The following is a 25459-nucleotide window of genomic DNA, read 5'->3' as shown; positions in this document are numbered from 1 at the left end:
GGCGTCTGGCTTGCTGTCTATTGAGATAATTGGAAGGGGAGTGTGTAATGGGACTGGTTACTTGGTTTCAGGAGAATATATTTTCGAATACGCTGATGATGGTATTTCTTATTGCCGTTATCGGTTATCTGATTGGCAGTATTAAGATTTGCGGACTGGAGCTGGGGACCGCCGGTATTTTGCTGGTGGCCCTGGTCTTCGGTCATTTAGGAGTGGAGATTCCTTCTTTGGTGCAGAACTTGGGGCTGATTTGCTTTGTGACTTCGGTTGGATTCATTGCGGGACCGAAGTTTTTCCGGAATTTTAAGCTGAATGCCACGTCTTATATTTTGCTGGGGATTATTGTGATTGCTGCCGGAGCTCTGACTTGTGTGTTTGTGATTACGGTTTTTGGGGTGCCGGTGGATATCAGCCTTGGGATGATGACCGGAGCTCTTACCAGTACGCCGGGGCTTGCGGCGGCTCTGGAGGCTACGGGGTCTGAGGCGGCTTCCGTTGGATATGGGATTGCTTATCCTTTCGGCGTTATTGGGGTGGTTCTTTTTGTTCAGCTTGTGCCAAAGCTTTTGAAGGTTGATATGGCAAAGGAGCGTGCCAAGTATGAGGCTGCGGCGAATGTGGAGGAAGAGGAGTATCATAAGACGAAGAAGGAAGAGCTGTTTTATGCGGATAGTATGGGATTTTTCCCGTTTTCTTTGGCGATTGCTTTTGGGATTATTCTGGCGAAGATTGAGATTCCTTTGCCCGGAGGTGCGGTGTTTGCCCTTGGGACTTCCGGCGGGCCTTTGATTGCCGGGCTGATTTTGGGGCATTTTGGGCATATTGGCCGCTTAAGTGTTAAGGTGGAGAAGCATGTTTTGGAGTGTCTTCGGGAGTTTGGCCTTGCGCTGTTTCTGCTTGGGGCAGGGTCCCAGGCCGGTTCGGGGTTTGTGGAGATCTTAAAGGAGCAGGGGGCGCTTTTGTTCTTCTATGGGGCGCTGATGACGCTGATTCCTATGCTGCTTGGGTATGTGTTTGCGGCGAAAGTGCTGAGGCTTAGTATTTTTAATACCCTTGGGTCTATCTGTGGCGGGATGACTAGTACGCCGGCTCTTGGGACGCTGATTCGTGTGACGGAGACGGATGATGTGGCGTCGGCTTATGCGGCTACTTATCCCATTGCCCTTGTTATGGTGGTGCTTGCCAGTCAGTTTATTGGGATCTTTTTGTAGCAAGGGGGGACGGACGGGGCCGTCGCAAAACAAGCCGGCAGCCATTTCCATATCCCAGCAATAAGGAATCCTCCCACCTTGTGGGTCCCTCCTTATCACAACGGTTCGGACGGTTCACATACACGGCGTCTGCTTTGTACGGACAATGAATTTTGATTTTTTTGAGCGGTTTGTTTTGGCATTGTCCGTCCATATCAGACACCATGTCCGTGAACAGCCGGACACTGGATATCGGAAAAGTCTGCTGGCTTGTTTTGCGGCGGCCCCTGTGGGGTGTGGGTGAAAGGCTTTCCTGGTATTTTGTGTGATAGGCTGAGGGGGAGGATAATATTTTTTTGGGGGCTGTATTTTTAATAGAATTTGACTGTAGCGTATATATTGCAGATAATGGAAATATATAAATGAGGATATGGAGGGGGAGGAACTTATGCGGGATGTTTCTGTAGAGGTTCGTGTAAAGATAGATGAAGAGATAATGGATGTTCGTGTATCAAGGGTATTTTGTTCCAGAAATCCCAGGGGGTTCAGTATAATGTAAATTTGATGCTTGCCGGAAGTAACAAAGGGATACGATTATACTGTAAAACTGAGGAGGATGCAAAGTTGCTGGTTCAAAGAATTCGTGAGGGGCAAATAACAGATTTGACAGATTAGCCGGCTAAGTGGAATTTTTGCTGAGTATTTATCAATCCCACACAATAGCAAAACAATGAAAACCATCAGGAACAGGCGGTCTGCAGGAAAACAGGGAATCCATCGCAGATGCATCCCATTCCTCTGCCCCTCCCGAGCACAGCCATTTGCATCTTGCAAGTGTTTCCAATTCTGGTGCTGAAAGGGAGGTACATATTATAGGCGATTCTCCCGCAAGAACCAATCTCTCTTTTCCATCATACTCTGTAATTTCCGTGTCATTGTGCAGTTCAATACGAATCCATGCGATATCTGGCCTTTTCTCAAGTTCCCGCATCAGTTCCCATATTTCAGCAATGGAAGGGCGTCCAAAGTCACAGTCATTTGGTGCAATGGAATCTTCCTCCGTATTTCCCTCAAAAAATTCGTCAAGTGTCAAAAGAGGCAGGCGGTCATCATTTTCCTCCATTAGCTTTTTAAACGCATTTAGCTCTATCACGGTCTTTTCCTCCTCTGCCAATTCTGATTTATCCAATTGAACCGTTTAAAGTATAGCACAAAGCCAGCCTGTGCTCAATCTCATTTTAGGGCATTCACCTAATTCGCAAACAGGGCATTTGTTCCCACAATGGAAACAAGCCGGGTACCAGAAACGCACTGGCTCCCGGCTTGTAAAACCAGGAGGCTTATGGTAGTATGGAGATACGAAAACGGAAGGGAAAACAGGTGGGAAGATTGGCAGTGACGGATAAGCAACATCAGGAGGATTTACAATGTTTAAGAGGTTTACGGCCAATCGATTTTGAAATGTCGAAATTGTGAATGGTTTCATATGTGGAGGTAAAGATGAAAAAAGTAATTTTAGGGTCAATGATGTTTCTTGCAGGTGTGCTTTCTTTGTCTATAGTATTGGCAGGGAGTATGGCTAATGAGTGGACTGTAAATGGTCAATTTTCCTCATTTTGGAACATAACGCAATATGGACTTATGCCTGCGGTTTATTGCTTCATTGTAATTGCGATTATCGGACTTGTGATAGCAATATGGGGAATATTTGACAAAAAAGATAAATAACAGTTAAAGTTAATCTCATTTCGGCAGAGATGTGTTTATCCATGCGGACAACGCATTTGTAAATCTTGATTTCTGCGGGCAACGAGCCAAGCGGACATGCTGGCATGTCCATTTGACTTGGAGGCTGATCGTTTGGAGCACAATATTACGCTGGAGGAGCCGGAATCAAATGCGTTTACAGGGGTTTCGGTTTATTTCGATAAAGCTCCTGAGAATGTAAAAATGGAGCTGAACTTAATTCAGGGCGGTACCATTAACGATCCCCAGAACATGCTTAAAGAGGGCGGACTTGAATCGGGCGTGGGGAAGCCCTTTCTTTAATGGATTTGCATAAATACGGCTATCATCACGCTGCCTGTGCCGATTAAAAATCCTGCAATGATTCGTTTCATTGAATAACCGTATATTTTCTCCGGCTGATTTCGGTCATAACGAATGGTAAGGGGCGTTCCTATCCTGGATGCGAAAGGAACTTGAATGCGGTTCTTTGATACAATGTTTCTGCCGCCTGCCAGATAGGAAACCTTGGCAAATTTGGCATTACGCCAGTTCTCGTTTGTGGGATTTGTTGATTTTATTGAAACAATGGTTCCTTTTGTTTTCATGGTCTTTCCATGTTTTATTGCAAAGAGAATACAGTTGAATAAGGCAAATGAAAATGACACGCCTGCTATTATATATAAGACGATTACATCACGCTCCATGTGAAACCTCCTATGTTAAATCACGCTTTTCAAAAAACCTAATTGACAGAATGGCAGATATGGAAAAAGCGGCAAGGCTGACGATAATGCCGGTAATAAGTATCTTTGTTGTAGAGAGCGTATTTAAGAATTCAAACCTTACGGCATTTTCCGGTTTAAACAGGAAAGCAGACAAAATAGGGGATGCCATAATAACTATGACAAAGAGGAATTTCGCTTTTTCATATCCCAATTTATACAAAGCCGGAAAATAAAAGGATAATAATATGGTGATTACCAAAAAAATGATAGCCGCCATTCTTATATCAAATATGCCCAGTCCTGGAAAAATAAGTGTGTCAATTCCAAAAATCAGGCAGCATGCCGCATAAATAATCAGACAAAAACAGTATTTTGAAAGCACAATCATTTTGCGGGGATAGGGCAATGCACAGAGCAGGGTAGTTGCTTTTGGATACTGGTACTCTTTTAAAGAAACATACTGGGTCAACATGAAAATGCTGAAAATAACAGCAAGTGTAAATCCCATTGCCCCTGCCGCTTCCGGTGTCCGCCAAAGCATAACTGGCGGAATCAAAAATGATGCGACAAGCATGATGCCAACATATTTCTTCACAATTAAAAAATCTTTTTTCACTAAGCTAAACAACATTCTTTTTTCTCCTTTCCGCATTCGCAAGCATGATGTCCTCGATTGTGGGGCGTTCTATAAGAACATCCTGCATATGCTCCACAACGTCAGAAGTCTGTTTTGTTATTCCCGTAAAACCGAATGCATTTTCCTCTATGGTTAAAAAATATTTTCTTGTATCCGGATTCAGTTTTTCCGTACTGCCTTTTATGATTCGGCAGCTGTCAAGCAGTTGGTCTTTTTCCTCTTGAAAGACAATCTGGCCGTCATCAATCATAATCAGCATATCAGCAATCTTTTCCAAATCCGATGTAATATGCGTAGAGAAAAATACACCTTTTCCGCCTTTGGCCATATAGTCCTTTAATATGTTCAAAAGCTGGCTTCGGACTAATGGGTCAAGCCCGTTTGTGGGCTCGTCCATAATAAGCAGCTCCGCTTTGTGGGAAAGAGCCAGTGCCAGGGCATATTTCATACGCATTCCTTTTGACAGGGTATTGATTTTCTGCTTTGGATTCAGCGAAAACCGTTCTAAGTACTCTGTAAAATCCTGTTCGCACCAATTCTTGTAGGCAGGGGCAATCACATTTTTCATTTCTGAAAGTGTTAATTCATCATAAAAGCAGCCCTCGTCAAGCACAATTCCCATGCGGTCTTTTACCTTATTTTCATTCCCGTCCATATCTGTGCCGAAAAATTTTATGCTTCCGGAGACCTTATTTGTAAGTCCTAAGATGCTTCGGAGCGTTGTTGTCTTTCCGGCCCCATTGATTCCCACAAATCCCGTGATGCATCCCTCCGGCAGGCAGAAAGAAATATCTTTTAAGGCGAAATCGCCATATCGTTTATTTAGCCCGGATACTTCTAAAATAGGATCCATTCAGTTTTCCTCCTCGTATAAAATCTCCATCATGGCATTTAAATCCTCTTTGCTGATGCCCAGGGATTTTGCTGTCAGAATCATATCAAGCATTTTCTTCTCCACAAGCCGCCGCTTGGAATCCCGCAGCAATTCAATGTTGCTTGTAGAAACAAACGTGCCGATACCGACTTGACTTGTTATAAATCCCTCTTGTTCCAATTCATCATAAACCCGTCGTATTGTCAGGACACTGACTTTTAAATCATTTGCAAAGGCACGTATGGATGGAAGTGCATCGCCCTCTGTTAGTTCCTCTTTTAAGATAGCGTCTTTTATCTGGTCTTTGATTTGCTGGTAAAGGGGGGCATCGGATGTGTTGGATATTACAATCTTCAAATACCTTGCCTCCTTTAGTGTGATGTTGATATAAGTACATTATACACATGCAACACTTATATGTCAATCTTCTTTTTTCTAAACCCACATGCACCCCATTGGCGCACCACCATAAATGAAAATCGGCAGTGGTGCATGGGGCATCCCTGAACTTAGTTTTCTGCTGCGCAGAAAAGGATCTTTCATAGTAAAAATACAACGACAGAGCTTTTCGTTACTGTTGGCACTCATGGTGTTCACAGTAACAGCTTTTACACTCTGCCCCTTTGCCTGTTTAAATGAAAATGGTGATTTATGGATGCAGGAAGATTTGGAAGAACAGTGGGATTCCAGGGTTTTTGGTGGTGAAAACTTTCAACTGCCAAGTAAATATTTATCGAAAAGTATGAAAATCTGCAGATAGGTCTGATTCTTCAAAAATAAATGATTTTCCGTCATATATGAATTTTGAAATAGCTGTATTTTTTAATTTATCCATAGTACATAGTTTTTCGGGTGCAAATAGGTAAAATAAGGTTTTAATGGCAAAGGCGTGCGTAATTATCAGTATATTGCTGTTTTCGTTCAATGACGTATTATGGGCTATGTCTGCGAATACACTCCTTAAACGATTTGAGATATCTGCAAAAGGCTCTGCCATGCCTGTTGTGTCGTGTTCATAAATTGCCGTGGCAACATCAGGGAGCCGCCTGTTTAATTCCGCAAATGATGCGGCGCCTCCCAGCCAATCAGTTACCTTTTGGATAAAAATTGATTTGTGTTCAGCGTCCATTGAACCTAAGCACCATTCCCGCAGGCGTTCGTCTTTTTGTATTTTAATACTGTCATTTCCGCTTGCGGATAGAATCAATTTTGCTGTTTGCCAGGCTCTTAACATATCGCTCGTGTACACTGCACCAAAAGCAATATTTTTGAGCTTTATGCCTAATTCTGCTGCAGTCTTTTTCCCTTTGTCGGTAAGGGGGGAATCGCTCCAGCCTTGTGCTCTGTTCAAGCTATTCAGTAAGGTTTCTCCGTGACGGATGATATAAAAGGTAATCACAACCGCTTCCTCCTGTGGTATTAGCTTAATGTATGCGGCCGCATATATTCTGCCTTAATTATATCGATGGTTTTACCGCCGATTCCAAAATTTTTATCGGACACTTCCTTGATTGTAGTTACAAAAAATTCTTGTGGAACGTTCATAATTTCAGAAGATACCTCTGTCAATCTTTTTATCAATTCTTCCTTTTGGGCATCTGATAAATTTCCACTCTCAACTGTAATATAGGGCATTTTCTTTCTCCTTTTTGCCAAAGCGGAGCTTGAACGGTGTAGCAGCAGGACGGGACGGCTCTCTATAACCCTCCGTGTTGAAACAGGTTCCATTCGTCAATATAGGTTATATTTTGGTGCATAGGATCTTTTAAAAGTTTTTCATAAAAGGATAATTTGCTTTGTGTCAAAGCGAATGCGTTTTGTAAATCAGCTATTTGTTTTTTTATATTTTCCATATGTGCTTGTACCATCCTGTATCGCTGTTCAAGGGTTGTACCGCCTTGTATCAGTAATGAAACGTATTGCTTAATTGATTGGATAGGTATATTTGCCATACGCATACACTGTATCATCTTTATCCACTCAATATCTTCCTCTGTATATTGCCTGTATTTTTGACTGCTTCTGCGTATCTGCGGCAATAATTTTTCTCTTTCGTAATATCTTAGAGCTGCAGTAGAAAGTCCTGTTATTTCTGCAGCTTCTTTTGCTGAATACATACAACTCACCTCATTTATTTCTGTGGGCAACGAGCCAAGCGGACATGCTGGCATGTCCATTTGGCGACTGCCGCAAGGGTCAAATACCCCGCAGCTTGCTGTGGGGTATTTGACTATTCAATCGGGAATCCCGAAAAATTTCAGACACAGGTGATTGAGAAAAAGAAAACAATCAAGTATAATGGAGGAGAGTAATTTATGGCGAAAAACTTAAAATGGAATCAGAAGCATTTTCTCTTTTGGAGGCTGCGTGTAAACCGGAAGTATAAGGCTCACCTGTTTCGGTTTTTGTTTCAGGACAAAAAGGATTTGCTGGAACTGTACAATGCGGTAAATGGAAGTGCTTATTGCGATGCGGATGAGCTGGAGATTGTCACCCTGGATGATGTGATCTATATGAAGATGAAAAATGATCTGTCCTTTATCATTGCAAACCAGTTAAATCTTTACGAGCATCAAAGCACTTATTCCCCCAATATGCCCTTAAGGGGTCTTCTGTACTTTTCCCGTCAGTATGAGGGACTGGTTGCCCAACACAAACGAAATCTATATGGCTCAAAGCTAATCAAACTGCCCACGCCGGAGTATATTATTTTTTACAACGGGAAGCAGGAGCAGGCGGAGCGGGGGGAACTGTTTCTCTCGGATGCCTTTGAGACAGGGCGGGGCTCCGGCTGTCTGGAATGTAAGGCAATCCTTTTCAATATCAACCGGGGGTGCAACCAAAAGCTTATGGAAAAGTGCAGGCGGTTATGGGAATACTCGGAGTTTATAGCGGAAGTGAATGACAATCTGGATCGGAATATGCCTCTTAAAGCTGCCATAACCAAAGCCATAGACCATTGCATCCAAAGAGGAATTCTGGAAGAGCTTTTGAGGAAAAATCAGACGGAGGTGCTGCATATGCTGTTGACGGAATATGATGAAAAAAGCCATATGAGGAGTATCTATGAAGAGGGGGAGGAAGCCGGTTATCTCAAAGGCGAACAGGCCGGCTATCTCAAAGGTGAACAGAACGGCTACCGGAAAGGCGAAGCTGATCTGCTTACCAAAATGGTCCGCCAAAAGCTGGAGCGTGGAAAAAGTATCTCCGTGATCGCAGAAGAGCTGGAGACAGAGGTTGCGGTGATAGAAGAGATTGTTGACAGGATAAAAAACTTATCTTAATTACAAATGTGACTAATATGCTGCAGAGTGTTGAGGGTCGGACAGGTCCGGTTTATTGGAGATTATATAACGGCTAAAAGTATAGAAAGCAGGATTTATATGGAGAATCCTTTTCCATAATGGTTATGCAGTGAGGAAGATGCAAAAAAATATTGGGGAAATTATTATGAAATGGATGAAGCCAAATATAAAATGATGGAAGGTGTGCGATACTTAGGTCAACAAATCAGTGTTGGAGGAAATGCAGACGGCATGGCATATACAAGTTATAATTTTGATGGATGGTATATTCAGCTTCCGCAAAAATGGAAGATGACAGTGGATAAGGAAAGCGGACAAGTAATTTTTGATGATGGGGAAGCAGTTAATATCTACATATCAACTTTTAATTTTACAAGACCGGAAACAGGGGAAAAAGCAAGTGCAGAAACGGTATCTTCCATAGTTTTGCAGGCTTTTAATTTACAGGAAGCAGAAGAATGCAAACATTTTTCTAAATACCATCCAAAAAGCTTTCTTACACATATATGCAAAAGCATAACAACGGATGGTTATACTATGATTGCCTGTGTCATCTGTACAAAAGGACATTCTTTTTCCTTTTATGTTGTGGGGGACGAGGATATAAATTTTGAAAAATATATTCAACATATAAATTCTATTGAACGAGATTTATAGCACCCCCAGCCAGCACAGTTATGGGGTCAGAGGGACTGCCCTAGTTCCTAAGGAATCCACCAAGCCTTGCTTGGTACCCCTTAGGATAACTCTTGCTGAAAGCGACTTAAAATGGGCAGTCCCTGTTACAATTCGCACCCCTATGAACGAAAAACGTTACAAAATCTGACATACGTGTGAATTGTAACTATTTTATTCAATCGTATAGATATCTCCCGCATCCATGGCTTCAATGAGAGTGATTTCACAGGACAATGTCATATGTTCCGTGGACAGGCTGTCCGCAAGCTTGTCTCCTTTGTCCGTAAGAGCTGTTTTCAGCTTGCCGTCTGCGGCACCGGCCATGATTTCAGCTTCGCTTAGGCTGTCCAGGTAGTTTTGCATTTCTTCCCTGAAAGCCAGTAAGGTGTAATCCCTTTGGGCTACCGATACAAGCTCCGGTGCATTGACGGAGTAAACTACATTGAAATCAACAAAGCAATTAAATTCATACATGATTTCCCCCTCGTTCAGCTCTTTTAAGGGTCTGCTCATTTTTGATATTCCTGTACAAAATGCAACCTCTTCGTCCATATGCTGGCAGTATAATTCATCGGTTGAGAAATTCAGGGTTGTTGTGAAAAAGTCGTAGTTTTCATCATAGGAAGTTATGGTGCTTATTACATGGGCTTGTGCAGCAAGGAGATCCGCTAATTCATCAGGCGTTGACGCCAGTGCGTTGTTGAAGTCGGCTACACTTTGCTCCAAATAGTTTTCCGTTTTGTATGTCATCAGCTTTGCATATGAGGGGGAGGGATCGGAGGTGCCGCCGATGCCTGCTGCGGTTTTTATTACAAGTTCCTTTTCTTTATCCGTAAGAGATTTCATAGATTCGCACTGTTTTGCAACATCTTCCATAAGCGTTTCCATATTGTTAAATGGTCCGATAGAGGTATAACTACCTTTTCGTACCAATACAAACTTAACGCTTCCGGCAGAAACAGAAGAAAGGGGCTTGTCATCTTCTCCTGCACCGTCGCAGAAGATGTAATAAACGCCGTCTTCTTTTAAAATGTCATTTTGTATTTCTCCGTCTTTCCATGTGGATTTCTTGTTTTCGGCAGGAGGTGCGGCATAGGCACCGATTATAAAAAAACAGATACAGGCTCCAACGGAAAACAAAGCAGTAACAGCGGCAATGATTTTTGATTTTTTCTTGAAATTCATAATAGCACCCAGCCTTTCTTTTAATTGTTCCCCGCCCTCGGTCAGGGTGAGGGAGGGGCAGGAATTTTTTTGAGCATTGCTTAATTTCATAAAAGAAATCAGCGTGTCTCCGTATTCACGTCTTGCTTTTCCATCAAGGATGGATATGACTTTTTCATCACATGATAATTCACAGGCTTTGTTCACTTCCTTTTCCAGCAGATATACAAAGGGATTGAACCAGTGGATACAGACCACAAGCTGAATCAGCCATTTGTATAACATATCTTTCTGCTTGTAGTGGGTGAGTTCATGCATAAAGATGTAAGAGAGCTCCTTATCATTTATTTCGCTGGCAGGCAAAATAATGCAGGGATGAAAGAAACCAGCCATCATGGGGGAAGTGATCCCTGAATTTTGGCATAGCTCTACGCTTGCTTTGATATGCAGTTTTTCTTTGCAGTCAGACAACAGGTTTAAGATGTTAATATCTGATATTTCGTTATTGCCGGCTCTGCCGTATTTTATGAAGCTCCGGTATATGGTTACCTTGCGGACAAAGAGAATGAGTGCCAATGTAAACCAGATAAAAAACAGGCAGGCGTATATATGAAATGGCTTACCAATGACAGTGCCGGTTTTATCCTTGCTTGGCAGCAGGGGTTCTGTTTCCATGTTTTCCGTATTTTTAAAATCGGAAGCGGAGGCGGGCATATGGGGAGCTGTGGAAGTTTGGCTTGTTATGGGAGCTGTGCCGAAGCTTTCAAACAGGCTTCCCACAATCGTAGTGTCAGGTGTAAAGGGAAGCAGAAAACGCAATGCGGCAATGAGCCATATATAATACTGCCAACGCCTGCTGAATTTGTTTTTATATAGAGGTTTGAAGCCCAATATGAGCAGCAGCAGGAGCGTGCCGGAAAGGGAAAGTGACAATAGTATTTTCATAAATTCATTCATGTTCGTTTCTCCAAAAGGTTTCAATCTCTTTTAATTCGTCTGCCGAAAGAATGTCCTGCCGCAATAGGGTTGATACCAGATTTTTTACATTTCCTCCATAGACTTTGTCAAGAAATCTGTGAGTCTGCATGGCCTGGTATTCTGCCTCTGTTACAGTTGCCGTATATTCGTTCCGCCTGCCTATTTTCTTTATTTTCAGGAACTTTTTTTCTACCAGGCGGGAGAGCAGGGTAAGTACGGTGTTGTTTTTCCATTCGTTTTTGTCTTTTTCCAGTTCTTCCATGATGAGAGAGTATAAAGAGGATCCCTCATTTTTCCAGATGATTTTCATGAGTATCAGTTCGGATTCGGAAATTTGCTGTGCCATGTTGTCCTCCTTTTTATATTAACGCTTTGTAGGTGTATGGTTATATTAACATGTTGTAGGTGAAAGCGCAATATGGGGAGGGAAATTTAAGAAATTTTTAAAAAGTTGTGTTTTGGCTTTTTATGCTGCGGGTAATAATGAAAACCAGGAAGTGTCAGGAAATAAGGAGGCAAGCGTCTTATTGGTGATCAGGGGTGTCTGACCGCAAAAAGTCTTGAATTAACTGTGCAAATGCTTCTGCGTTTGTTAATATGGCGGAATGTCCGCCCTGAGGGAAAATATAAATTTTTGCATCAGGGATCATATTGATCAGCTTTCATATTCCCTTTCATTTCGGTTCCACGGATGAAGATCGGGAAGTGATTCCTGCAAAGAAAAAATCAAGGGGTACTCATAGCGCTACCCTTTGATTTTAAAGTCTCCCACTGTCTGGCAGAAGCTCTCCTGGTGATGGTTTCCTATCTCTGATATCATCATACGTTTTGATAAGAAATATATCAATAAAAATGAGCAAGATATGATATAGGGATTTTAGTCCTTATGTTTCACATAACAGCCAGTCAATCAAGTACAGGGACTTGATTCCGTCATAGGAATTAATATAGCTTCTATCCATGGACAATACAATTTTCTCGTAATTATCAGGTATCAGGCGCAATGGTCTGAGTTCCCGTTCACGGGTTTCAGGTGACAGCATGCTTTCTGTTACCTGAATATACAGCTTGTCATTGGGTTTTTCGGCCACAAAGTCAACTTCTGTTTCTCCCACCTTTCCAATAGAGACACGGTAGTCACGCCGAATCAGTTCCAGGAACACGATGTTTTCGATAATATGGCCCCGATCCCCGTCTCGATAGCCCAGGAGCATGTTGCGAAATCCCATATCAATGATGTAGTTCTTTCCTAATGTTTTCAACAATTGCTTGCCTTTTACATCATATCTTCCAACAGAGTAGAAGATAAATGCGCTGTGCAGCATGGAAATGTATTTATCTATGGTTTTTCCTGCGATATTTTTGCCTTTTCCATTTTGAATGTCGCCCTCATTGGACAGAACATTGCCGATGCTGTTGGGAGAGGTAATGCTGCCAATATTGGAGCAAAGAAACAGCACGATTTTTTGCAGGATTCCCTGATCCGCCTGATTGTTTCGCTGGAGAATATCACGCAGTACAACGGTGGAGTAAATACCCTCCAGCGCCTGATTGCTTCTTGCCTCATTGAAGTGATATTCTCTCAAAATCGGCATACCGCCAAACTGGAGATACCTCTGGAACTTTTCTTCCGCCGTGACAGAGGGGGCAAATTCGTAGAAAGTCAAAAATTCCTGAAAGGACAGCGGCAGCATACGGATTTCCACGTATCTGCCGGACAGCAGCGTAGAAAACTCCGTAGAAAGCAAGTAGGCATTGGAGCCGGTAATGTAGATATCTACATCAAAATCAAGGCGAAACGATTCCACGGCCTTTTCCCAATGCTCCACAGCTTGAAGTTCATCAAAAATCAGATAGGTCTTTTGTCCTTTCGGAATGCGCTCACTGACGTAGTCATAGAAAGCAAGGTAATCAGAAAGATTCCGATAGCGCAGGGATTCCAGGTTCATATGAATGATATTGGAATCAGCCACTCCATTGTCGGACAGATACTGGTGAAACAGATCCAGCAGGGATGATTTTCCGCATCTGCGGATACCGGTGACGATTTTGACCAGATCCACATCTTTGTTTTGGATAAGCTGATTTAAATATTTAGGGCGATTTATAAGTTCAACCATGGCGCACCTCCTAAAGCTCTTATCCTTATTATACCCCAAAAACCGAAAAAAGCAATTATTTCGGACTTGAAAGTCAGAAAATTAATAAAATAATATATTTTCAGACTAGTAAGTTAGAAACTTTTAGAATAGACAAAGTTTCATACGTGAAAGTTGGAAAAGATATTCAGTATACTTGATTTAAGGGCTGACAGTCAACAATTCTGGTCCGTCTTTTTCTTTTAGAATCATACTGGATACTGTATAATGTGAAAAAAATGAACAAAAAAACAAAATTCCCACAATATTGTTCCCTATTTTGCGGCTATATATGTGAAGAAACTCAAATTTTTGAGAAAGGAGACTGCAGGTGGAGGATGAACAGATTATTAAATGGTACCTTGAACGCAATGAAAAGGCGCTAAAAGAAGCACAGAATAAGTATGGCTCCTATTGTTTCGGCATTGCGAAGAATATCCTTACTGTCCGGGAAGATGCGGAAGAGTGCGTAAATGATATCTGGCATTTATCATGGAATAAGATTCCACCGGTTATTCCGGTGTCCTTAAAGGCGTTTCTCGGAAAGCTTGTGAGAGACACGGCAATCAGCCAATACAGGGCAAATCATGCGAAAAAGAGATACAAAGGAATGGAAATGCTTTTTGATGAACTGGAAGAATGCATTCCCTCTGATTTCGATGTGGAAGAAAATTTTGCTCATCAGCAATTGGCGGAATGGATAAATAATTGGCTGGGAGAGCTTCCGAAAGAGGATCGGGTTCTGTTTGTCAAAAGGTACTATTATGGTGATGCAGTAAAGAAATTGGCAAAAGAAATTGGCTGCACGGAAAATCAAATGGCACAAAGGATGCTGAAATTAAGAAAAAAATTGAAAATGTTTTTATACAGAAAAGGGGTAAGCGTATGACGGTAGAGGATTTGTATCATGGGATATCAGAAATTCAACCAAAGTATTTAGAAGAGGCTGATACTTATAAAGCACGAAAGCCCGCCAGGTGGAAAAAATGGGCAGCTGCTGCATGCATATGTGTCTGCTTTGGCTCTGCGGTGCCGGTTTTAGCGGCTGGGGATAATAAAATTGCGTATGAGTTATTATATATGATTTCTCCATCTGCTGCTCAGAAATTAAAACCTGTCAGGATTTCCTGTGAGGATAATGGGATTAAGATGGAGGTGGCGGCGGCAAATATTGAGGGTCATAAGGCCACAATCTTAGTGTCTATGCAGGACGTAAAAGGAAACCGCCTTGATGAGACCGCAGACTTATTTGACAGTTACAGCATTCATACGCCGTATGACCAAAGGGGAGGCTGCTTTTTCGCTGGATATGATGAGGAAACTGCAACGGCCACATTTATGCTGGAGATTGAGCAGATGAATGAAGTGCTGATTCCCGGGGACAAGATTACGTTTTCAGTCGGAGAAATCCTGGTTGGAAAGAAACACAGCGATTTGAAGCTTGAGACAATAGACTTAGTGGAATTACCGGTGATAAATAATTTTAAGGCGAATCCTGATATCAGCGGATATGGCGGAATGGATCTGGATTCTTTGGAGGAAGATAAGATACGGCTTATGGAACCGGATGAGGAATCCGCAGTTGTTCTGGAAAAGGGTGTTGCCTTAACCGGATATGGAATTCTGGATAATGAGCTGCATGTACAGGTGCGATACGCTGATATTCTTGAGACAGATAACCATGGCAGAATTTATTTGAAAAATGAAAATGGGGAAGCTGTCTATGATCAGTATAGTGTCAGCTTTCGGGATGAGGATGGAAGAGATAATTATCAGGAGTATATTTTTCCCATACCTGCTGATGGTTTAGACAGCTATGAAATGTGGGGGGAATTCTGGACATGCAGCAACGGACCCATAAAGGGCAATTGGCAGGTGACTTTTCCGTTGACTGATTAGCGGCGTGCCGGGGAGCGGGAGCGCTCCCCACAATACAAAAGGATACTTTCCATAAGTTGATGCCATTCACCTAATTCTTCATTGCATAGGGGATAGACTGCTTGGAAGAATCTGTAACGATATTTTCAAATGCTTCTTGATTGGTAAAAGATTTTCTATCATGTACTGTTGCAACTATATCGCCTCTTTTATACTACTAAAAATTCATTTTCCTGCTCAATATACTTGCAGAACACAAAAATACCGCATATTATTTCTGGAGCAAAATTGTTCATAACTTCTATGTTCCAGCCTCCGACTAATCCCCGGTGGAAAATTTGAATAACTGCTTTGCTGAACTTGTCGGATAATAAATAATTTTGGTCGTTTTGCATTACCAGCAAATATTCGTTTTTATCATATATAACCCTTGCATGGTCTACTCTCGGCATACGGCATAAGGGCCAGCCAACTACAGTTGGGTCATCACCCACTGCATAGTCTGGATTTGCAACTGCACATATATTATCACTACTGTCAAACAAGATATATTGACGGTAACGGACATTTCCCATTTCATTTGGTGGAACCTCTAAGTTTGCTATATCAGTATGCATAAGTATTGAACCGTTTGCAGAATATATCTTTTTTCCCGAACCTATAAAAGCACCTTTTATTTGGGCTGACACGATATCATTGAAGTATAAAGTTCCTGCTTTCATTATGTACTTCATGCTATACCTCCTCGCATCAAACAATGGAATACAGCAATACTCCGGCTATACCTGCCCCCAACATCACATAAATGGGATTTACTTTCCAGTTCCTCAAAACCCAAAAGCCAACGGCAAAAATAATTACGGAAATTATGTTGATTCCACTCAAATCAACCGGCAGGATTCTTTCCCCGTAAAAAGACATGATTATTAAGGTAATACCAGCAGATGCAATCATGGCTGCAACAGCAGGGCGAAGACCTGCAAGTACCCCCTGTACCGTTTTTAATTCACGAAAACGGTAATAAATATAGGCAAGCGTCATTACAATCACACAAGACGGAAGAATACAGCCTACGGTGGCTATAATCGCTCCCAGAATTCCTCCAACTTGAATCCCTACAAAGGTTGCTGAATTGACAGCAATCGGTCCTGGTGTCATTTCAGCAATCGCCATAATATCTGCAAATTGGGTCATAGTCAGCCACGGGTGAACATCAACAACTTGATTTTGAATCAGCGGCATGGCAGCATAACCACCGCCTATACTAAACAACCCAATTTGGAAGAAACTCCATAACAGTTCCAAATAAATCATGTCTGCCTCCCTTACCTGCCAAGATACAAAGTATCAACTGCACCAATTACGGCACAGATTAAAATAATCAGTATAATGTTGACTTTCATGAAACGGACAGCAACAAAAGATGCAAATAAAACAATAATCGGCAGAACCCGTTTTTTTTGGAAAATACTTTTTCCCATTGTGATTACTACATCGCAAATTACAGCAGCTACTCCTGCAAGCATACCTGTCATAGCCATGTTGACAATTACATTATCACGAAATGCAGTATAGAAAAGGGAAATGACAGAAATAATGATGAGTGGCGGCAGCACCGTTCCCAATACCGTTATCAAAGCCCCAATCACTCCTGCTACATGATACCCTACAAGAATAGATGCATTGACTGCGATTGCACCAGGTGAGGATTGTGCGATTGCTGTCAAGTCCATCATTTCCTGTTTATCTATCCAGTGTAGCTCATCAACAAATTTTTTCTGCATTAAAGGAATAATTACAAATCCACCACCGAACGTACAGGCACTTAACTGAAAGGTAGATAAAAACAGCTTTAAAAATCTTTTTTGCTTCAATGTGCTTCCCTCCTTATGCACATAAGTATAACACTTGCTTTTTGATAAGGAAAATAATATAATTTTATTTGTATAATAAGAAAATACATATAATAATGGGATGAAATATGACAATACGGCACTTGAAAATTTTCTTATCGGTTTGTATAAATAATTTCAATACAACAAAGGCAGCCAAAGAACTCCACATGACACAGCCCGCAGTAAGTCTTACTATCAAAGAACTAGAACAGTATTATGGTGTGGCTCTATTTGACAGAATTGGGAAAAGGCTTAAAATCACAGAAGCGGGGCAACGATTTTGTGAGTATTCTGCCCATATCACCTCCATGTTTGACGATATGGAAAAAGGAATGAAAAATTGGGATTCTTTTGGCGTTATAAGAATCGGGGCAAGCATAACGATTGGTTCACAGTTTCTTCCTTGCTATGTGAAAGCATTTTATAATCGTTATCCCGGTACAGAGGTAAAAGTAACCATTAGTCCATCAGAGAATTTGGAACAGAAAATATTGAACAATGAACTGGATTTTATACTGATTGAGGGTATTTCTCATACATCGACTTTGGTTTCAGAGGAATATATGGAAGACGGTCTGACTGTTATCTGCCCTGCAAACAGCGGCTTTTATCCGGGACAGCTGCTTTCTGTTGATGAATTTCGCCAACAGAAATTCCTTCTTCGTGAGCATGGAAGCGGCACACGTGAAACCTTTGAACGGGTAGTTGAAGCAGCGGGATTTTCTGTTTCCCCTATCTGGGAAGCCATGAGTACCACGGCTTTAGTAAATGCTGTTATTAACGGGCTTGGAATTGCCGTACTGCCACATCGTATGGTGATCGGGCCAGTAGAACGTGGACTTGTTGTTGCTGTCCATGTAAAAGGACTTAGTTTCAAACGAAAGTTCCATATTGTCTATCATAAAGAAAAATTCCTTACTTCATCAGCTAAAGCCTTTATTGATTTGTGTCGAAATTATGAAATGGATTATCCACTGCCTAAATATAATGGATTGTATTAGGATGAAATGCAAGCTCTAATCTCAGCTTTATTTCATGCTTTCCCCAAAAATACGGAATAATGGGTAGCTGTCAATTAAATTATTGTTTATTACTTTACCGCACATGAGTATTTCCAGTGGGCTGAAGTGTATTTTGGGTAAATCGAAACATGGGAAGAATTCCAGGCAAATAATCTTTATTTTGACAAAGTTATGCAGGAATTATTTCAGACATTTCCAGGTGAAAAGGTACTTGTCCATAAATATGCTGCTGGTGAGGATAGACTTTAAGGAAGCTGCCATTACTGACAAGGGTGTGTACCCCGTTGTCAGTAATGGCAGCTTTTATTCAAATAATCCCTATCTCATACCACCATATTTATTTTTCAGTTTCCGAAGCTTAAATCCGCAATGGATAAATAAGTAAAGATACATGATCAGCAGAAGGGATATTAGAATGGTAAACATATCCGCAAAAGGATGGCTATACTCCATGCTGTTAACGAAGCAGGGGAACAGACAGCAGAAAAAAATGCATATCAGCGGAAGCATACGGGTTTTGACAATGTGGTTTACCATTTCAATGCGGGAATTGTTATCGGAAAAAATCTCCGCATCCTGCTCCGTATCTGTCTCTGACACAGGCTTGCGGAAATAGAGCCATCCTGTGCAGCGTGTAATATATTCCCAGCCATAGTCCCGGAAGATTTGAAAATAATCACTGTTTTCCGTATTATTTTTATAATCCAGACGGTAGACAACATCCTCAGGGGTACAGCTTTCAAAAATAAAGAAGCATGGCACAATCATTTTCACCAGCTTCCAGCCATTTTGATGCTGACTGCGAAGCCAGATTTCTTCCTCCTCATAATCGGAAATGGTAAAAAAGCGTATCAGGGTCTTGTGATTATTCATTTACATTCTCTCCTTTACTGTTTTTATACAGGCGTTCAATGCGGTGAAGCTCAAGAGTTAAGATTTCCTGCCCAAGCTCGGTGATCTGATAAAGCTTTCGCTTTTCTTCCTCCCGCACAAAGGCAATCAGTCCGTCCTTTTCCATTTTGGAGAGGGTCCCATACATCGTACCTGCACTGATGGTCAAAGTGCCTCCTGTCATCTGCCTGACCTGTTGGCTGATTCCATAGCCATGCTGCGACTGCTGCAGACAGAATAAGATATAAAATCCGCTTTCTGTCATAGGTACATAGATTCGTTTGATCCTGTTGTCCATAAGTACTCCTATCATACTTCGATATATCGAGATTCGAAGTATATTATATCGAACCTCGATGTATTTGTCAACATTTTTTGCCCTTGATTTGTCACTTATCATACTTATGAAAGGAAGAGATTATGGGCGGCAGCTTGCCATTGTAAATAATCAGCAATTATTTTAACCTAAAAAATATAAGCCAGAATTTGAGGTTTTGAAAGGAAAGGTGATTCTTATGGAAAAAATTATTAGAAAGCGTGAAATTCCGCCCATGCCGGAGGGCATCAAGATTCGTATGGCCAGCCGTGGAGCATTGCCCGGTCAGGAAATCAGCGACATTTCCCAGTTGGGCGTTCAGGATATAGTGAAAAAAGTCCGCACCGGAAAATACTTAAGCGTGATGATGGCTCCGGATGAGGACAACGAGGAGGGCTTTTTGATGATGGAATCCTCTTCGGACTTGATTTTTTTGCAAATTTGGGATGCTGAAACGGAGACTGCCTGGACCTGTTTTAACCCGGAATTGCTGGATTCTGATGAGAAAGCGCCCATTGAGCCGAGTGATGGGCAGTCTGTTTTCCCTTTGAAATGCACCATGGGGGATCGAGAGCTGGCGGCAAAATGTGTGGAATGGTACGCACACACATGTGAGCCGTATCCAGGTATGGACTGGCTGAAGAATACGGAGGAATAAATGTGTCAGAGTTAACATCCATGATGAATATTGGCAAAGAGATGGCAAATAAGCTCATATCGGTTGGCATTGAATCTTCCGAGGAGCTAATTGAGGCAGGCGCAAAAAACGCATTTCTTAAGCTAAAGCAGAAATATCCGAAAGTGTGTCTGGTACATTTATATACATTGGAGGGAGCAATCCATAATACGGAATACAACAGACTTTCAGAGGATACAAAAAAGGAATTAAAAGAATTCAGCGATTTTCTGAAAAAATAGCAGGGGGTGTAAAATGTTTCTATATGCATATGGAATAGGAGCCCTGGCCTTTTTAAGTGTCATTGCAATATTCACTAAAACAGAGAAAATTTCTATGGCATGGTATTTAGAACTGACGGAGCAGGAAAAGAAAAAATTCTGGGGAGTAATTGTAACTGTGGTAATTGGATCCGTGCTGATTTTGTTAGTGCCTGTAGTCTGCCATATTATTTTTTTATAAGAGAGTTGGTTCAAAAAAGCAGGGTATTGGAATGTGCCATAGAGAGCAGAGATAAAAGTTTAAAAGAGAACAACCAATTTAAAAAATAAACCAGTGAATATGCATTGCAATTATTACGGATTTATTTTAAAATCAGATATAGAATTTGAAACTATTTCAAAATCAATGCAAATATTTAGGCAAATGTATTCATATTCATTCTCACCAAAAAGGAGACAAAGATGGGACAGATTGCGAATCAGATGGCCCTTGAGCTTTACTGCAAGCTAAAGAAAAAGGCAAAGGAAGCAAGATTGCAGAAGCAGTCAGCCAAAAAACAGGATGGAATGAAATAAATTTCATTATAAATATTAAATTCAGGAGGTGGTTGCTCATGCGTGAGATTCAGGCACAGCAGATTACGGATGTTGTGGAGAAATTATGTATTGAAGCAAATCAGTATCTTCCCGAGGATGTTCAGGGTGCCATTCGGCGCTGCCGGGCATGCGAGGACTGGGAGATTGCCCAGGGGGTACTGGATAAGATTATTACAAACTTTGAGATTGCAGAACAGGAGAACGTTCCTATTTGCCAGGATACCGGAATGGCTTGTGTATTCCTGGAGATTGGACAGGATGTGCATATCGTGGGCGGCGATTTAAGAGAGGCCGTGGACGAGGGTGTGCGCCGGGGCTATGACAAGGGATATCTTCGGAAATCTGTAGTAAAAGACCCGGTGCGCCGTGGAAATACGGGAGACAATACACCGGCTATGCTCTATACGGAGATTGTTCCCGGAGAGCAGATTAAGGTGACAGCTGGGCCTAAGGGCTTTGGAAGCGAAAATATGAGCGCTATCCGTATGTTTAAGCCCTCCGCAGGAATTGAGGGAATCAAGGATTTCATTCTGGAGACCGTGGAGACGGCCGGTCCCAATCCATGTCCGCCTATGGTTGTGGGTGTGGGAATCGGCGGCACCTTTGATAAGTGCGCATTGCTTGCGAAGAAAGCTCTCATGCGCAGCACGGATGAGAGGAACCCGGACCCCTATTATGCGGATCTGGAGGCGGAGATGCTGGAAAAGATTAATAAGCTTGGCATTGGACCCCAGGGCTTTGGCGGAAAGACAACGGCACTGGCTCTTAATATTGAGACTTTGCCTACCCATATTGCTGGTATGCCCTGTGCAGTGAATATCAACTGCCATGTGACACGCCATAAGACGGAGGTGATCTAGGATGGAGAAACATATTCAATTGCCGCTTACGGAGGAAGTTGCAAAGACACTTCATGCCGGAGACAGTGTTTATCTGACCGGAACGATTTATACATCCAGAGATGCGGGACATAAAAGGATGTGTGAGGCCCTGGCAAGGGGCGAGGAGCTTCCCTTTGATCCAACGGATGCTACTATTTACTATGTAGGGCCAACTCCGGCTAAGCCGGGACAGGTGATTGGTTCCGCAGGGCCTACCACCAGCGGCCGGATGGATGCTTATGCACCTACCATGATGTCGGTTGGCGCCAGAGGCATGATTGGCAAAGGAGCCAGACTGCCGGAGGTTGTGGATGCCATGAAGAAGTATCACGGCGTTTACTTCGGAGCTATCGGCGGAGCGGGGGCGCTTCTGGCAAAGTGTATTAAAAAATGTGAGCTGATTGCCTATGAGGATCTGGGGGCGGAGGCGCTTCGGAAGCTCTATGTGGAGGATATGCCTCTGGTTGTGATTATTGACAGTGAAGGGAAGAACCTTTACGAGGATGGGAAGGCAGCTTATCTGGCTTCTAAGAAGTAAAAAATGATTTGTGAAAAATAGAGGATGCCGCAGGATAAGATAATGACTTATTTTGCGGCATTGCTTTTTCCGGCAAGTAATAATTGTAAAAAGCTTAAAAGTCCGCTATACTTAAGGCAGATGGAAAAGCGGCAGGAAAAGGAGGGACGGACTGTGGCAAGAACCATAAGCATCGGATGTCAGAACTACGAGACTATCCGAAGAGAAGGTTACTTTTATATCGATAAAACATCATTTATCCGGGAATGGTGGGAGAGCGGGGACAGTGTAACGCTGATTACACGGCCAAGGAGATTTGGAAAAACTCTTGCCATGAGTATGACAGAGCAGTTTTTTTCCGTAAATTATGCAAAGAGAAGCGAACTGTTTGAGGGGCTCTCCATCTGGGAAAGTGAGAAGTTTCAGAAGCTTCAGGGAACCTATCCGATTATCAGTCTGTCCTTTGCCAGTGTGAAGGAAAAGGGATACAAAGCCACGATTCAGAGAATCTTCCAGATATTGACAGATTTGTATAATAAGAATATATTTCTTTTGGAGGGCGATTTGCTGACAGAAGAAGAAAAAGCATATTTTCGCAGCGTGACTTATTCCATGGAGGAAGTGACGGCAACCTGGGCAGTTCATAAAATGTCGGATTTTCTGTCACGCTATTACGGAAAAAATGTAATCATTCTGCTGGACGAATACGACACTCCTATGCAGGAAGCATACGTGGACGGATACTGGGAAGAGCTGACGGCATTTACCAGAAGTCTTTTCAATGCCACCTTTAAGACAAACCCCTATCTGGAACGGGCTGTTATGACAGGGATTACCAGGGTGAGCAGAGAATCTATTTTTTCGGATTTGAATAATCTGAAGGTGGTAACTACAACTTCCGAAGAGTATAGTGACAGCTTTGGTTTTACGGAGGAAGAGGTCTTTGCGGCATTGGAAGAATTTGAACTCCCGGAGCGAAAGCAGGAGGTAAAGCGATGGTATGATGGCTTCACCTTTGGAAGCCGTACTGATATCTATAATCCTTGGTCCATTCTAAATTATCTTGATACAAAGAGATTGGGTGTCTACTGGGCGAATTCCAGTTCAAACAGTCTGGTGGGAAAGCTGATTCGGGAAGGAAATAAGGAAATCAAGCAGGAATTCGAAAATCTGCTGAAAGGCGGAACCCTTAAGGTAGAGATTGACGAGCAGATTGTGTACGGCGAGCTGAACAGCAAAAGAAATTCCATCTGGAGCCTTCTTCTTGCAAGCGGCTACCTGAAAACTCTTGAAGTGGAATTTACGGAGGAAAACGGAAGCTGGAATTACAGTCTGGTGCTGACCAATAAGGAAGTAGGCATTATGTTTGCCAATATGATCCGAGGATGGTTTTCCGATTCTGATGGCAGCTATAATGAATTCATAAAGGCTCTGCTGAAAAATGACCTGAAGGCCATGAATGCCTATATGAACCGGGTAGCCCTTACCACCTTCAGCTGCTTTGACACAGGAAAGCTTCCTTCCGGGGCAGAGCCAGAGCGTTTTTACCATGGCTTTGTACTGGGACTGATGGTGGAGCTTTCGGACCGCTATGTGCTGACCTCCAACCGGGAGAGCGGCTTTGGCCGGTACGATGTGATGCTGGAGCCGAAAAATGCAAAAGATGCAGCTATGATTCTGGAATTCAAGGTGCAGGATGAGGATGAGGAGCAGGAGCTGTCCGACACGGTACAGGCAGCCTTAAAGCAGATAGAGGAGCAGAATTATGAGGCGGCACTGGAAGGAAAGGGCATTGGAAAGGAGCGGATCAGGAAGTACGGTTTTGCGTTCTGTGGGAAAAGGGTATTGATTGGGGCAGGATGAAAGAATAAGACCTTTATTCCCACCGCTTCCCCAAATCCCTTGCCCGTCCCCCGTTCTGTTTCACCATCTGCCGCCAGCCCATCTGGGCCGCCAGTTTATATAAGAATCTGGGAAAGGCAATGGATACATAATGATTTTTCTGAGCCTCGTTTTGAAGGATGCTGTCTGCCAGTGCCCGAAGAGCCTTTGCAACCGGGGCCTTGGGACCATGGCCGTTTTTCACATGGGGCATCTGGGCAAGAGCGCCTCCGCCACCGATGCCAATCCCGCCGCTCCAGAGAAATCCGGCCTTCACACACCAATTTTCCAAGACCTTCAACGCCGGCTCCGCCTGAATAATTTCTGCATTTTCTGAAAGAGCAATTTTGAGATCCGTCAGAATAGAAGCGCTGGTACTTTGCTTTGCCTTCGGACTTTCATTGATCAGTGCAATTCTCATAAGACAATGTTCTCCAATTCTTCTGCTGTTCTGTAAAAGCAGACATTTTTAACCAGCCCGTCATAATTATCCGCATTTGCGGCCAGAATACCTCGGGCGGTTTCTTTTTCTGCCTCTGTAATATGTTCCCCATAAAAATAGGCGGACAGGGAGATAACATTGGGATATCTGCGTTTATGGTACATTTCGCCTTTGCGGATCACGAAATCAGGATGAATGTAGGAAATGGCCCTGTCCTGCACAGCCTTTACAAATGGACTTACGCTTCCATAGCAGCAACGGCTGATTAGGATAAGCTCCGTACATTTACCCATAGCGATTCCGGTGTTTTCATAACCGTCATGGATCACGCATTTTCCCGGCGTTCTGACCCAGCAGCCGAAGCAGCCCGTACAAGGATGAATGACCGTTCCCTGCGGCTTTATTATCTCATAATCGCTGTCCTTAGGGAGGGGATGAATATCTGTATCCGTGATAATTAATTTCATGTCTATTCACGCACCTTTTTGAAAAAACGATTGCATTTCTTTTGCTTTCGTTTCACAATTTATGATAAGCTGTCCCGGATGTTTGCGAAATTATTGAACCAATAATACATAGAATTCTATACCTTATCGGACGAAGTCACCAACAGTCCCGATTCAGTGAATTTTCTAAACTTTGAAAGGAAGCCGCAAAATTGGGAACAAGAAAAAGATGTCAGTCCGACAGAAGAGAAGTGGTATTTTGCTCCGACTGATAGGCCATGTATTTCAATGTAAGTATCTCCGCAATGGGAAGCATGCCGGCAGAGCTGTAGTAGAACAGGCTGTCATGCCCCACATCCACCTTTTTAGTAAAAAATGG

The 25459-nt window shown here is 42.6% G+C and carries 34 protein-coding genes; 16 read left to right on the top strand and 18 right to left on the bottom strand.

All coding sequences use genetic code 11. From position 1 onward, the window contains the following. Nucleotides 1-47: 47 nt before the first annotated feature. On the top strand, nt 48-1211 hold the full coding sequence (locus VSQ61_RS18055) for an aspartate-alanine antiporter-like transporter (RefSeq protein WP_334345781.1): 1164 nt from the start codon (nt 48-50) through the stop codon (nt 1209-1211). A gap of 685 nt (nt 1212-1896) precedes the next feature. Here the strand turns inward: VSQ61_RS18055 and VSQ61_RS18050 are convergent. Beyond that, nucleotides 1897-2343: a YfbO family protein gene (locus VSQ61_RS18050; RefSeq protein ID WP_334345780.1), complete on the bottom strand. Its 447-nt coding sequence runs from the start codon at nt 2341-2343 to the stop codon at nt 1897-1899. A gap of 197 nt (nt 2344-2540) precedes the next feature. On the opposite strand from VSQ61_RS18050, the gene VSQ61_RS18045 reads away from it, so the two are divergent. The 3 genes from VSQ61_RS18045 (at nt 2541) to VSQ61_RS18035 (ending at nt 3239) form a co-directional block, all read left to right on the top strand. Further along, nucleotides 2541-2666, top strand: a complete 126-nt coding sequence (locus tag VSQ61_RS18045; protein WP_334345779.1) for a hypothetical protein — start codon at nt 2541-2543, stop codon at nt 2664-2666. Between the two features lie 24 nt (nt 2667-2690). Continuing rightward, on the top strand, nt 2691-2918 hold the full coding sequence (locus VSQ61_RS18040; protein ID WP_334345778.1) for a hypothetical protein: 228 nt from the start codon (nt 2691-2693) through the stop codon (nt 2916-2918). Between the two features lie 132 nt (nt 2919-3050). Further along, nucleotides 3051-3239 (top strand): hypothetical protein, encoded by a 189-nt coding sequence (locus VSQ61_RS18035; RefSeq protein WP_334345777.1) that lies wholly within the window; start codon nt 3051-3053, stop codon nt 3237-3239. On the opposite strand, the gene VSQ61_RS18030 is transcribed toward VSQ61_RS18035, so the two are convergent. The 4 genes from VSQ61_RS18030 to VSQ61_RS18015 are packed head-to-tail and all read right to left on the bottom strand — an operon-like array spanning nt 3236 to nt 5511. After that, complete coding sequence (locus tag VSQ61_RS18030) at nt 3236-3622, bottom strand: DUF3592 domain-containing protein (RefSeq protein ID WP_334345776.1); 387 nt, start codon at nt 3620-3622, stop codon at nt 3236-3238. The two genes, VSQ61_RS18035 and VSQ61_RS18030, sit on opposite strands and share 4 nt — an antisense overlap. A 10-nt stretch (nt 3623-3632) precedes the next feature. Beyond that, the gene (locus tag VSQ61_RS18025) at nt 3633-4274 is read right to left on the bottom strand and encodes an ABC-2 transporter permease (RefSeq protein WP_334345775.1); all 642 of its coding nucleotides are present in this window, start codon (nt 4272-4274) and stop codon (nt 3633-3635) included. Beyond that, nucleotides 4264-5133, bottom strand: a complete 870-nt coding sequence (locus tag VSQ61_RS18020; protein ID WP_334345774.1) for an ABC transporter ATP-binding protein — start codon at nt 5131-5133, stop codon at nt 4264-4266. Before VSQ61_RS18020 ends, VSQ61_RS18025 begins: the two co-directional genes overlap by 11 nt. Further along, nucleotides 5134-5511, bottom strand: a complete 378-nt coding sequence (locus tag VSQ61_RS18015; RefSeq protein ID WP_334345773.1) for a GntR family transcriptional regulator — start codon at nt 5509-5511, stop codon at nt 5134-5136. Between the two features lie 115 nt (nt 5512-5626). Here VSQ61_RS18015 and VSQ61_RS18010 point away from each other — a divergent pair, with 115 nt between their 5' ends. Further along, nucleotides 5627-5914, top strand: coding sequence for a hypothetical protein (locus tag VSQ61_RS18010; protein ID WP_334345772.1), 288 nt, complete (start codon nt 5627-5629; stop codon nt 5912-5914). On the opposite strand, the gene VSQ61_RS18005 is transcribed toward VSQ61_RS18010, so the two are convergent. The 3 genes from VSQ61_RS18005 to VSQ61_RS17995 all read right to left on the bottom strand — a co-directional run bounded on the left by VSQ61_RS18005 (nt 5885) and on the right by VSQ61_RS17995 (nt 7271). Beyond that, nucleotides 5885-6553: a histidine phosphatase family protein gene (locus VSQ61_RS18005; protein WP_334345771.1), complete on the bottom strand. Its 669-nt coding sequence runs from the start codon at nt 6551-6553 to the stop codon at nt 5885-5887. The two genes, VSQ61_RS18010 and VSQ61_RS18005, sit on opposite strands and share 30 nt — an antisense overlap. 20 nt (nt 6554-6573) lie before the next feature. Next, nucleotides 6574-6789, bottom strand: coding sequence for a 4-oxalocrotonate tautomerase DmpI (gene dmpI / locus VSQ61_RS18000; RefSeq protein ID WP_334345770.1), 216 nt, complete (start codon nt 6787-6789; stop codon nt 6574-6576). Between the two features lie 62 nt (nt 6790-6851). Further along, complete coding sequence (locus tag VSQ61_RS17995) at nt 6852-7271, bottom strand: MerR family transcriptional regulator (protein WP_334345769.1); 420 nt, start codon at nt 7269-7271, stop codon at nt 6852-6854. A gap of 198 nt (nt 7272-7469) precedes the next feature. Here VSQ61_RS17995 and VSQ61_RS17990 point away from each other — a divergent pair, with 198 nt between their 5' ends. Together VSQ61_RS17990 and VSQ61_RS17985 are read left to right on the top strand one after the other, a co-directional pair. Further along, the gene (locus tag VSQ61_RS17990) at nt 7470-8438 is read left to right on the top strand and encodes an RpnC/YadD family protein (protein WP_334345768.1); all 969 of its coding nucleotides are present in this window, start codon (nt 7470-7472) and stop codon (nt 8436-8438) included. A gap of 171 nt (nt 8439-8609) precedes the next feature. Then, nucleotides 8610-9116, top strand: coding sequence for a hypothetical protein (locus VSQ61_RS17985; RefSeq protein WP_334345767.1), 507 nt, complete (start codon nt 8610-8612; stop codon nt 9114-9116). A 192-nt stretch (nt 9117-9308) separates the two neighbouring features. Here the strand turns inward: VSQ61_RS17985 and VSQ61_RS17980 are convergent, their stop codons facing one another. The 3 genes from VSQ61_RS17980 to VSQ61_RS17970 form a co-directional block, all read right to left on the bottom strand. Continuing rightward, nucleotides 9309-11258, bottom strand: a complete 1950-nt coding sequence (locus tag VSQ61_RS17980) for a M56 family metallopeptidase (protein WP_334345766.1) — start codon at nt 11256-11258, stop codon at nt 9309-9311. Next, on the bottom strand, nt 11251-11625 hold the full coding sequence (locus tag VSQ61_RS17975) for a BlaI/MecI/CopY family transcriptional regulator (protein WP_334345765.1): 375 nt from the start codon (nt 11623-11625) through the stop codon (nt 11251-11253). The genes VSQ61_RS17980 and VSQ61_RS17975 overlap by 8 nt, the downstream gene beginning before the upstream one ends. 538 nt (nt 11626-12163) lie before the next feature. After that, the gene (locus VSQ61_RS17970; protein WP_334345764.1) at nt 12164-13399 is read right to left on the bottom strand and encodes an ATP-binding protein; all 1236 of its coding nucleotides are present in this window, start codon (nt 13397-13399) and stop codon (nt 12164-12166) included. Nucleotides 13400-13748: 349 nt separating this feature from the next. Between VSQ61_RS17970 and VSQ61_RS17965 the strand changes: the two genes are divergently transcribed. Both VSQ61_RS17965 and VSQ61_RS17960 read left to right on the top strand, forming a co-directional pair. Next, entirely contained in the window at nt 13749-14306 is a 558-nt protein-coding gene (locus tag VSQ61_RS17965; protein WP_334345763.1) for an RNA polymerase sigma factor, read from the top strand. Continuing rightward, on the top strand, nt 14303-15316 hold the full coding sequence (locus tag VSQ61_RS17960; RefSeq protein WP_334345762.1) for a hypothetical protein: 1014 nt from the start codon (nt 14303-14305) through the stop codon (nt 15314-15316). The genes VSQ61_RS17965 and VSQ61_RS17960 overlap by 4 nt, the downstream gene beginning before the upstream one ends. Before the next feature lie 188 nt (nt 15317-15504). On the opposite strand, the gene VSQ61_RS17955 is transcribed toward VSQ61_RS17960, so the two are convergent. The 3 genes from VSQ61_RS17955 to VSQ61_RS17945 are packed head-to-tail and all read right to left on the bottom strand — an operon-like array spanning nt 15505 to nt 17169. Next, nucleotides 15505-16029 carry a hypothetical protein gene (locus tag VSQ61_RS17955; RefSeq protein ID WP_334345761.1) on the bottom strand — a complete coding sequence of 175 codons (525 nt, stop codon included), beginning with the start codon at nt 16027-16029 and terminating at the stop codon, nt 15505-15507. 16 nt (nt 16030-16045) lie between these two features. Next, nucleotides 16046-16609: a chromate transporter gene (locus VSQ61_RS17950; protein ID WP_334345760.1), complete on the bottom strand. Its 564-nt coding sequence runs from the start codon at nt 16607-16609 to the stop codon at nt 16046-16048. A gap of 11 nt (nt 16610-16620) precedes the next feature. After that, nucleotides 16621-17169, bottom strand: a complete 549-nt coding sequence (locus tag VSQ61_RS17945) for a chromate transporter (RefSeq protein ID WP_334345759.1) — start codon at nt 17167-17169, stop codon at nt 16621-16623. A gap of 122 nt (nt 17170-17291) precedes the next feature. Between VSQ61_RS17945 and VSQ61_RS17940 the strand changes: the two genes are divergently transcribed. After that, on the top strand, nt 17292-18191 hold the full coding sequence (locus tag VSQ61_RS17940) for a LysR family transcriptional regulator (protein ID WP_334345758.1): 900 nt from the start codon (nt 17292-17294) through the stop codon (nt 18189-18191). A gap of 339 nt (nt 18192-18530) precedes the next feature. Here the strand turns inward: VSQ61_RS17940 and VSQ61_RS17935 are convergent, their stop codons facing one another. Together VSQ61_RS17935 and VSQ61_RS17930 are read right to left on the bottom strand one after the other, a co-directional pair. Further along, nucleotides 18531-19085, bottom strand: a complete 555-nt coding sequence (locus VSQ61_RS17935) for a DUF2812 domain-containing protein (protein WP_334345757.1) — start codon at nt 19083-19085, stop codon at nt 18531-18533. Beyond that, nucleotides 19078-19401, bottom strand: a complete 324-nt coding sequence (locus tag VSQ61_RS17930) for a PadR family transcriptional regulator (protein ID WP_334345756.1) — start codon at nt 19399-19401, stop codon at nt 19078-19080. The genes VSQ61_RS17935 and VSQ61_RS17930 overlap by 8 nt, the downstream gene beginning before the upstream one ends. Nucleotides 19402-19618: 217 nt before the next feature. Here VSQ61_RS17930 and VSQ61_RS17925 point away from each other — a divergent pair, with 217 nt between their 5' ends. The 6 genes from VSQ61_RS17925 to VSQ61_RS17900 all read left to right on the top strand — a co-directional run bounded on the left by VSQ61_RS17925 (nt 19619) and on the right by VSQ61_RS17900 (nt 24174). Further along, entirely contained in the window at nt 19619-20077 is a 459-nt protein-coding gene (locus VSQ61_RS17925; RefSeq protein WP_334345755.1) for a hypothetical protein, read from the top strand. A gap of 2 nt (nt 20078-20079) precedes the next feature. After that, nucleotides 20080-20337, top strand: a complete 258-nt coding sequence (locus VSQ61_RS17920; RefSeq protein ID WP_334345754.1) for a TfoX/Sxy family DNA transformation protein — start codon at nt 20080-20082, stop codon at nt 20335-20337. Between the two features lie 13 nt (nt 20338-20350). Continuing rightward, entirely contained in the window at nt 20351-20557 is a 207-nt protein-coding gene (locus tag VSQ61_RS17915; protein ID WP_334345753.1) for a hypothetical protein, read from the top strand. A gap of 373 nt (nt 20558-20930) precedes the next feature. Further along, nucleotides 20931-21773, top strand: coding sequence for a fumarate hydratase (locus tag VSQ61_RS17910; protein WP_334345752.1), 843 nt, complete (start codon nt 20931-20933; stop codon nt 21771-21773). Between the two features lies 1 nt (nt 21774). Then, nucleotides 21775-22332: a Fe-S-containing hydro-lyase gene (locus tag VSQ61_RS17905; RefSeq protein ID WP_334345751.1), complete on the top strand. Its 558-nt coding sequence runs from the start codon at nt 21775-21777 to the stop codon at nt 22330-22332. A 153-nt stretch (nt 22333-22485) separates the two neighbouring features. Then, nucleotides 22486-24174, top strand: a complete 1689-nt coding sequence (locus VSQ61_RS17900) for an AAA family ATPase (RefSeq protein WP_334345750.1) — start codon at nt 22486-22488, stop codon at nt 24172-24174. Between the two features lie 13 nt (nt 24175-24187). Here VSQ61_RS17900 and VSQ61_RS17895 read toward each other — a convergent pair whose 3' ends face one another. Together VSQ61_RS17895 and VSQ61_RS17890 are read right to left on the bottom strand one after the other, a co-directional pair. Further along, nucleotides 24188-24613, bottom strand: a complete 426-nt coding sequence (locus tag VSQ61_RS17895; protein WP_334345749.1) for a hypothetical protein — start codon at nt 24611-24613, stop codon at nt 24188-24190. After that, the gene (locus VSQ61_RS17890; RefSeq protein ID WP_334345748.1) at nt 24610-25101 is read right to left on the bottom strand and encodes a flavodoxin family protein; all 492 of its coding nucleotides are present in this window, start codon (nt 25099-25101) and stop codon (nt 24610-24612) included. Before VSQ61_RS17890 ends, VSQ61_RS17895 begins: the two co-directional genes overlap by 4 nt. Between the last annotated feature and the right edge of the window lie 358 nt (nt 25102-25459).

This window comes from Candidatus Merdisoma sp. JLR.KK006, from assembly GCF_036941035.1.
Lineage (GTDB): Bacteria > Bacillota > Clostridia > Lachnospirales > Lachnospiraceae > Laedolimicola.
The sequence above is the reverse complement of the archived record's forward strand: the minus strand, read 5'-3'. Positions and strand labels throughout refer to the sequence as shown.

Bases quoted from the DNA above. Each gene is read 5' to 3' on its own strand.
- VSQ61_RS18055 (WP_334345781.1), top strand. From the start codon at position 48: ATGGGACTGGTTACTTGGTTTCAGGAGAATATATTTTCGAATACGCTG.
- VSQ61_RS18045 (WP_334345779.1), top strand. From the start codon at position 2,541: ATGGAGATACGAAAACGGAAGGGAAAACAGGTGGGAAGATTGGCAGTG.
- VSQ61_RS18040 (WP_334345778.1), top strand. From the start codon at position 2,691: ATGAAAAAAGTAATTTTAGGGTCAATGATGTTTCTTGCAGGTGTGCTT.
- VSQ61_RS18030 (WP_334345776.1), bottom strand. From the start codon at position 3,622: ATGGAGCGTGATGTAATCGTCTTATATATAATAGCAGGCGTGTCATTT.
- VSQ61_RS18025 (WP_334345775.1), bottom strand. From the start codon at position 4,274: ATGTTGTTTAGCTTAGTGAAAAAAGATTTTTTAATTGTGAAGAAATAT.
- VSQ61_RS18020 (WP_334345774.1), bottom strand. From the start codon at position 5,133: ATGGATCCTATTTTAGAAGTATCCGGGCTAAATAAACGATATGGCGAT.
- VSQ61_RS18010 (WP_334345772.1), top strand. From the start codon at position 5,627: ATGAAAATCGGCAGTGGTGCATGGGGCATCCCTGAACTTAGTTTTCTG.
- dmpI (WP_334345770.1), bottom strand. From the start codon at position 6,789: ATGCCCTATATTACAGTTGAGAGTGGAAATTTATCAGATGCCCAAAAG.
- VSQ61_RS17995 (WP_334345769.1), bottom strand. From the start codon at position 7,271: ATGTATTCAGCAAAAGAAGCTGCAGAAATAACAGGACTTTCTACTGCA.
- VSQ61_RS17990 (WP_334345768.1), top strand. From the start codon at position 7,470: ATGGCGAAAAACTTAAAATGGAATCAGAAGCATTTTCTCTTTTGGAGG.
- VSQ61_RS17985 (WP_334345767.1), top strand. From the start codon at position 8,610: ATGGATGAAGCCAAATATAAAATGATGGAAGGTGTGCGATACTTAGGT.
- VSQ61_RS17980 (WP_334345766.1), bottom strand. From the start codon at position 11,258: ATGAATGAATTTATGAAAATACTATTGTCACTTTCCCTTTCCGGCACG.
- VSQ61_RS17975 (WP_334345765.1), bottom strand. From the start codon at position 11,625: ATGGCACAGCAAATTTCCGAATCCGAACTGATACTCATGAAAATCATC.
- VSQ61_RS17970 (WP_334345764.1), bottom strand. From the start codon at position 13,399: ATGGTTGAACTTATAAATCGCCCTAAATATTTAAATCAGCTTATCCAA.
- VSQ61_RS17960 (WP_334345762.1), top strand. From the start codon at position 14,303: ATGACGGTAGAGGATTTGTATCATGGGATATCAGAAATTCAACCAAAG.
- VSQ61_RS17955 (WP_334345761.1), bottom strand. From the start codon at position 16,029: ATGAAGTACATAATGAAAGCAGGAACTTTATACTTCAATGATATCGTG.
- VSQ61_RS17950 (WP_334345760.1), bottom strand. From the start codon at position 16,609: ATGATTTATTTGGAACTGTTATGGAGTTTCTTCCAAATTGGGTTGTTT.
- VSQ61_RS17935 (WP_334345757.1), bottom strand. From the start codon at position 19,085: ATGAATAATCACAAGACCCTGATACGCTTTTTTACCATTTCCGATTAT.
- VSQ61_RS17930 (WP_334345756.1), bottom strand. From the start codon at position 19,401: ATGGACAACAGGATCAAACGAATCTATGTACCTATGACAGAAAGCGGA.
- VSQ61_RS17925 (WP_334345755.1), top strand. From the start codon at position 19,619: ATGGAAAAAATTATTAGAAAGCGTGAAATTCCGCCCATGCCGGAGGGC.
- VSQ61_RS17915 (WP_334345753.1), top strand. From the start codon at position 20,351: ATGTTTCTATATGCATATGGAATAGGAGCCCTGGCCTTTTTAAGTGTC.
- VSQ61_RS17910 (WP_334345752.1), top strand. From the start codon at position 20,931: ATGCGTGAGATTCAGGCACAGCAGATTACGGATGTTGTGGAGAAATTA.
- VSQ61_RS17905 (WP_334345751.1), top strand. From the start codon at position 21,775: ATGGAGAAACATATTCAATTGCCGCTTACGGAGGAAGTTGCAAAGACA.
- VSQ61_RS17895 (WP_334345749.1), bottom strand. From the start codon at position 24,613: ATGAGAATTGCACTGATCAATGAAAGTCCGAAGGCAAAGCAAAGTACC.
- VSQ61_RS17890 (WP_334345748.1), bottom strand. From the start codon at position 25,101: ATGAAATTAATTATCACGGATACAGATATTCATCCCCTCCCTAAGGAC.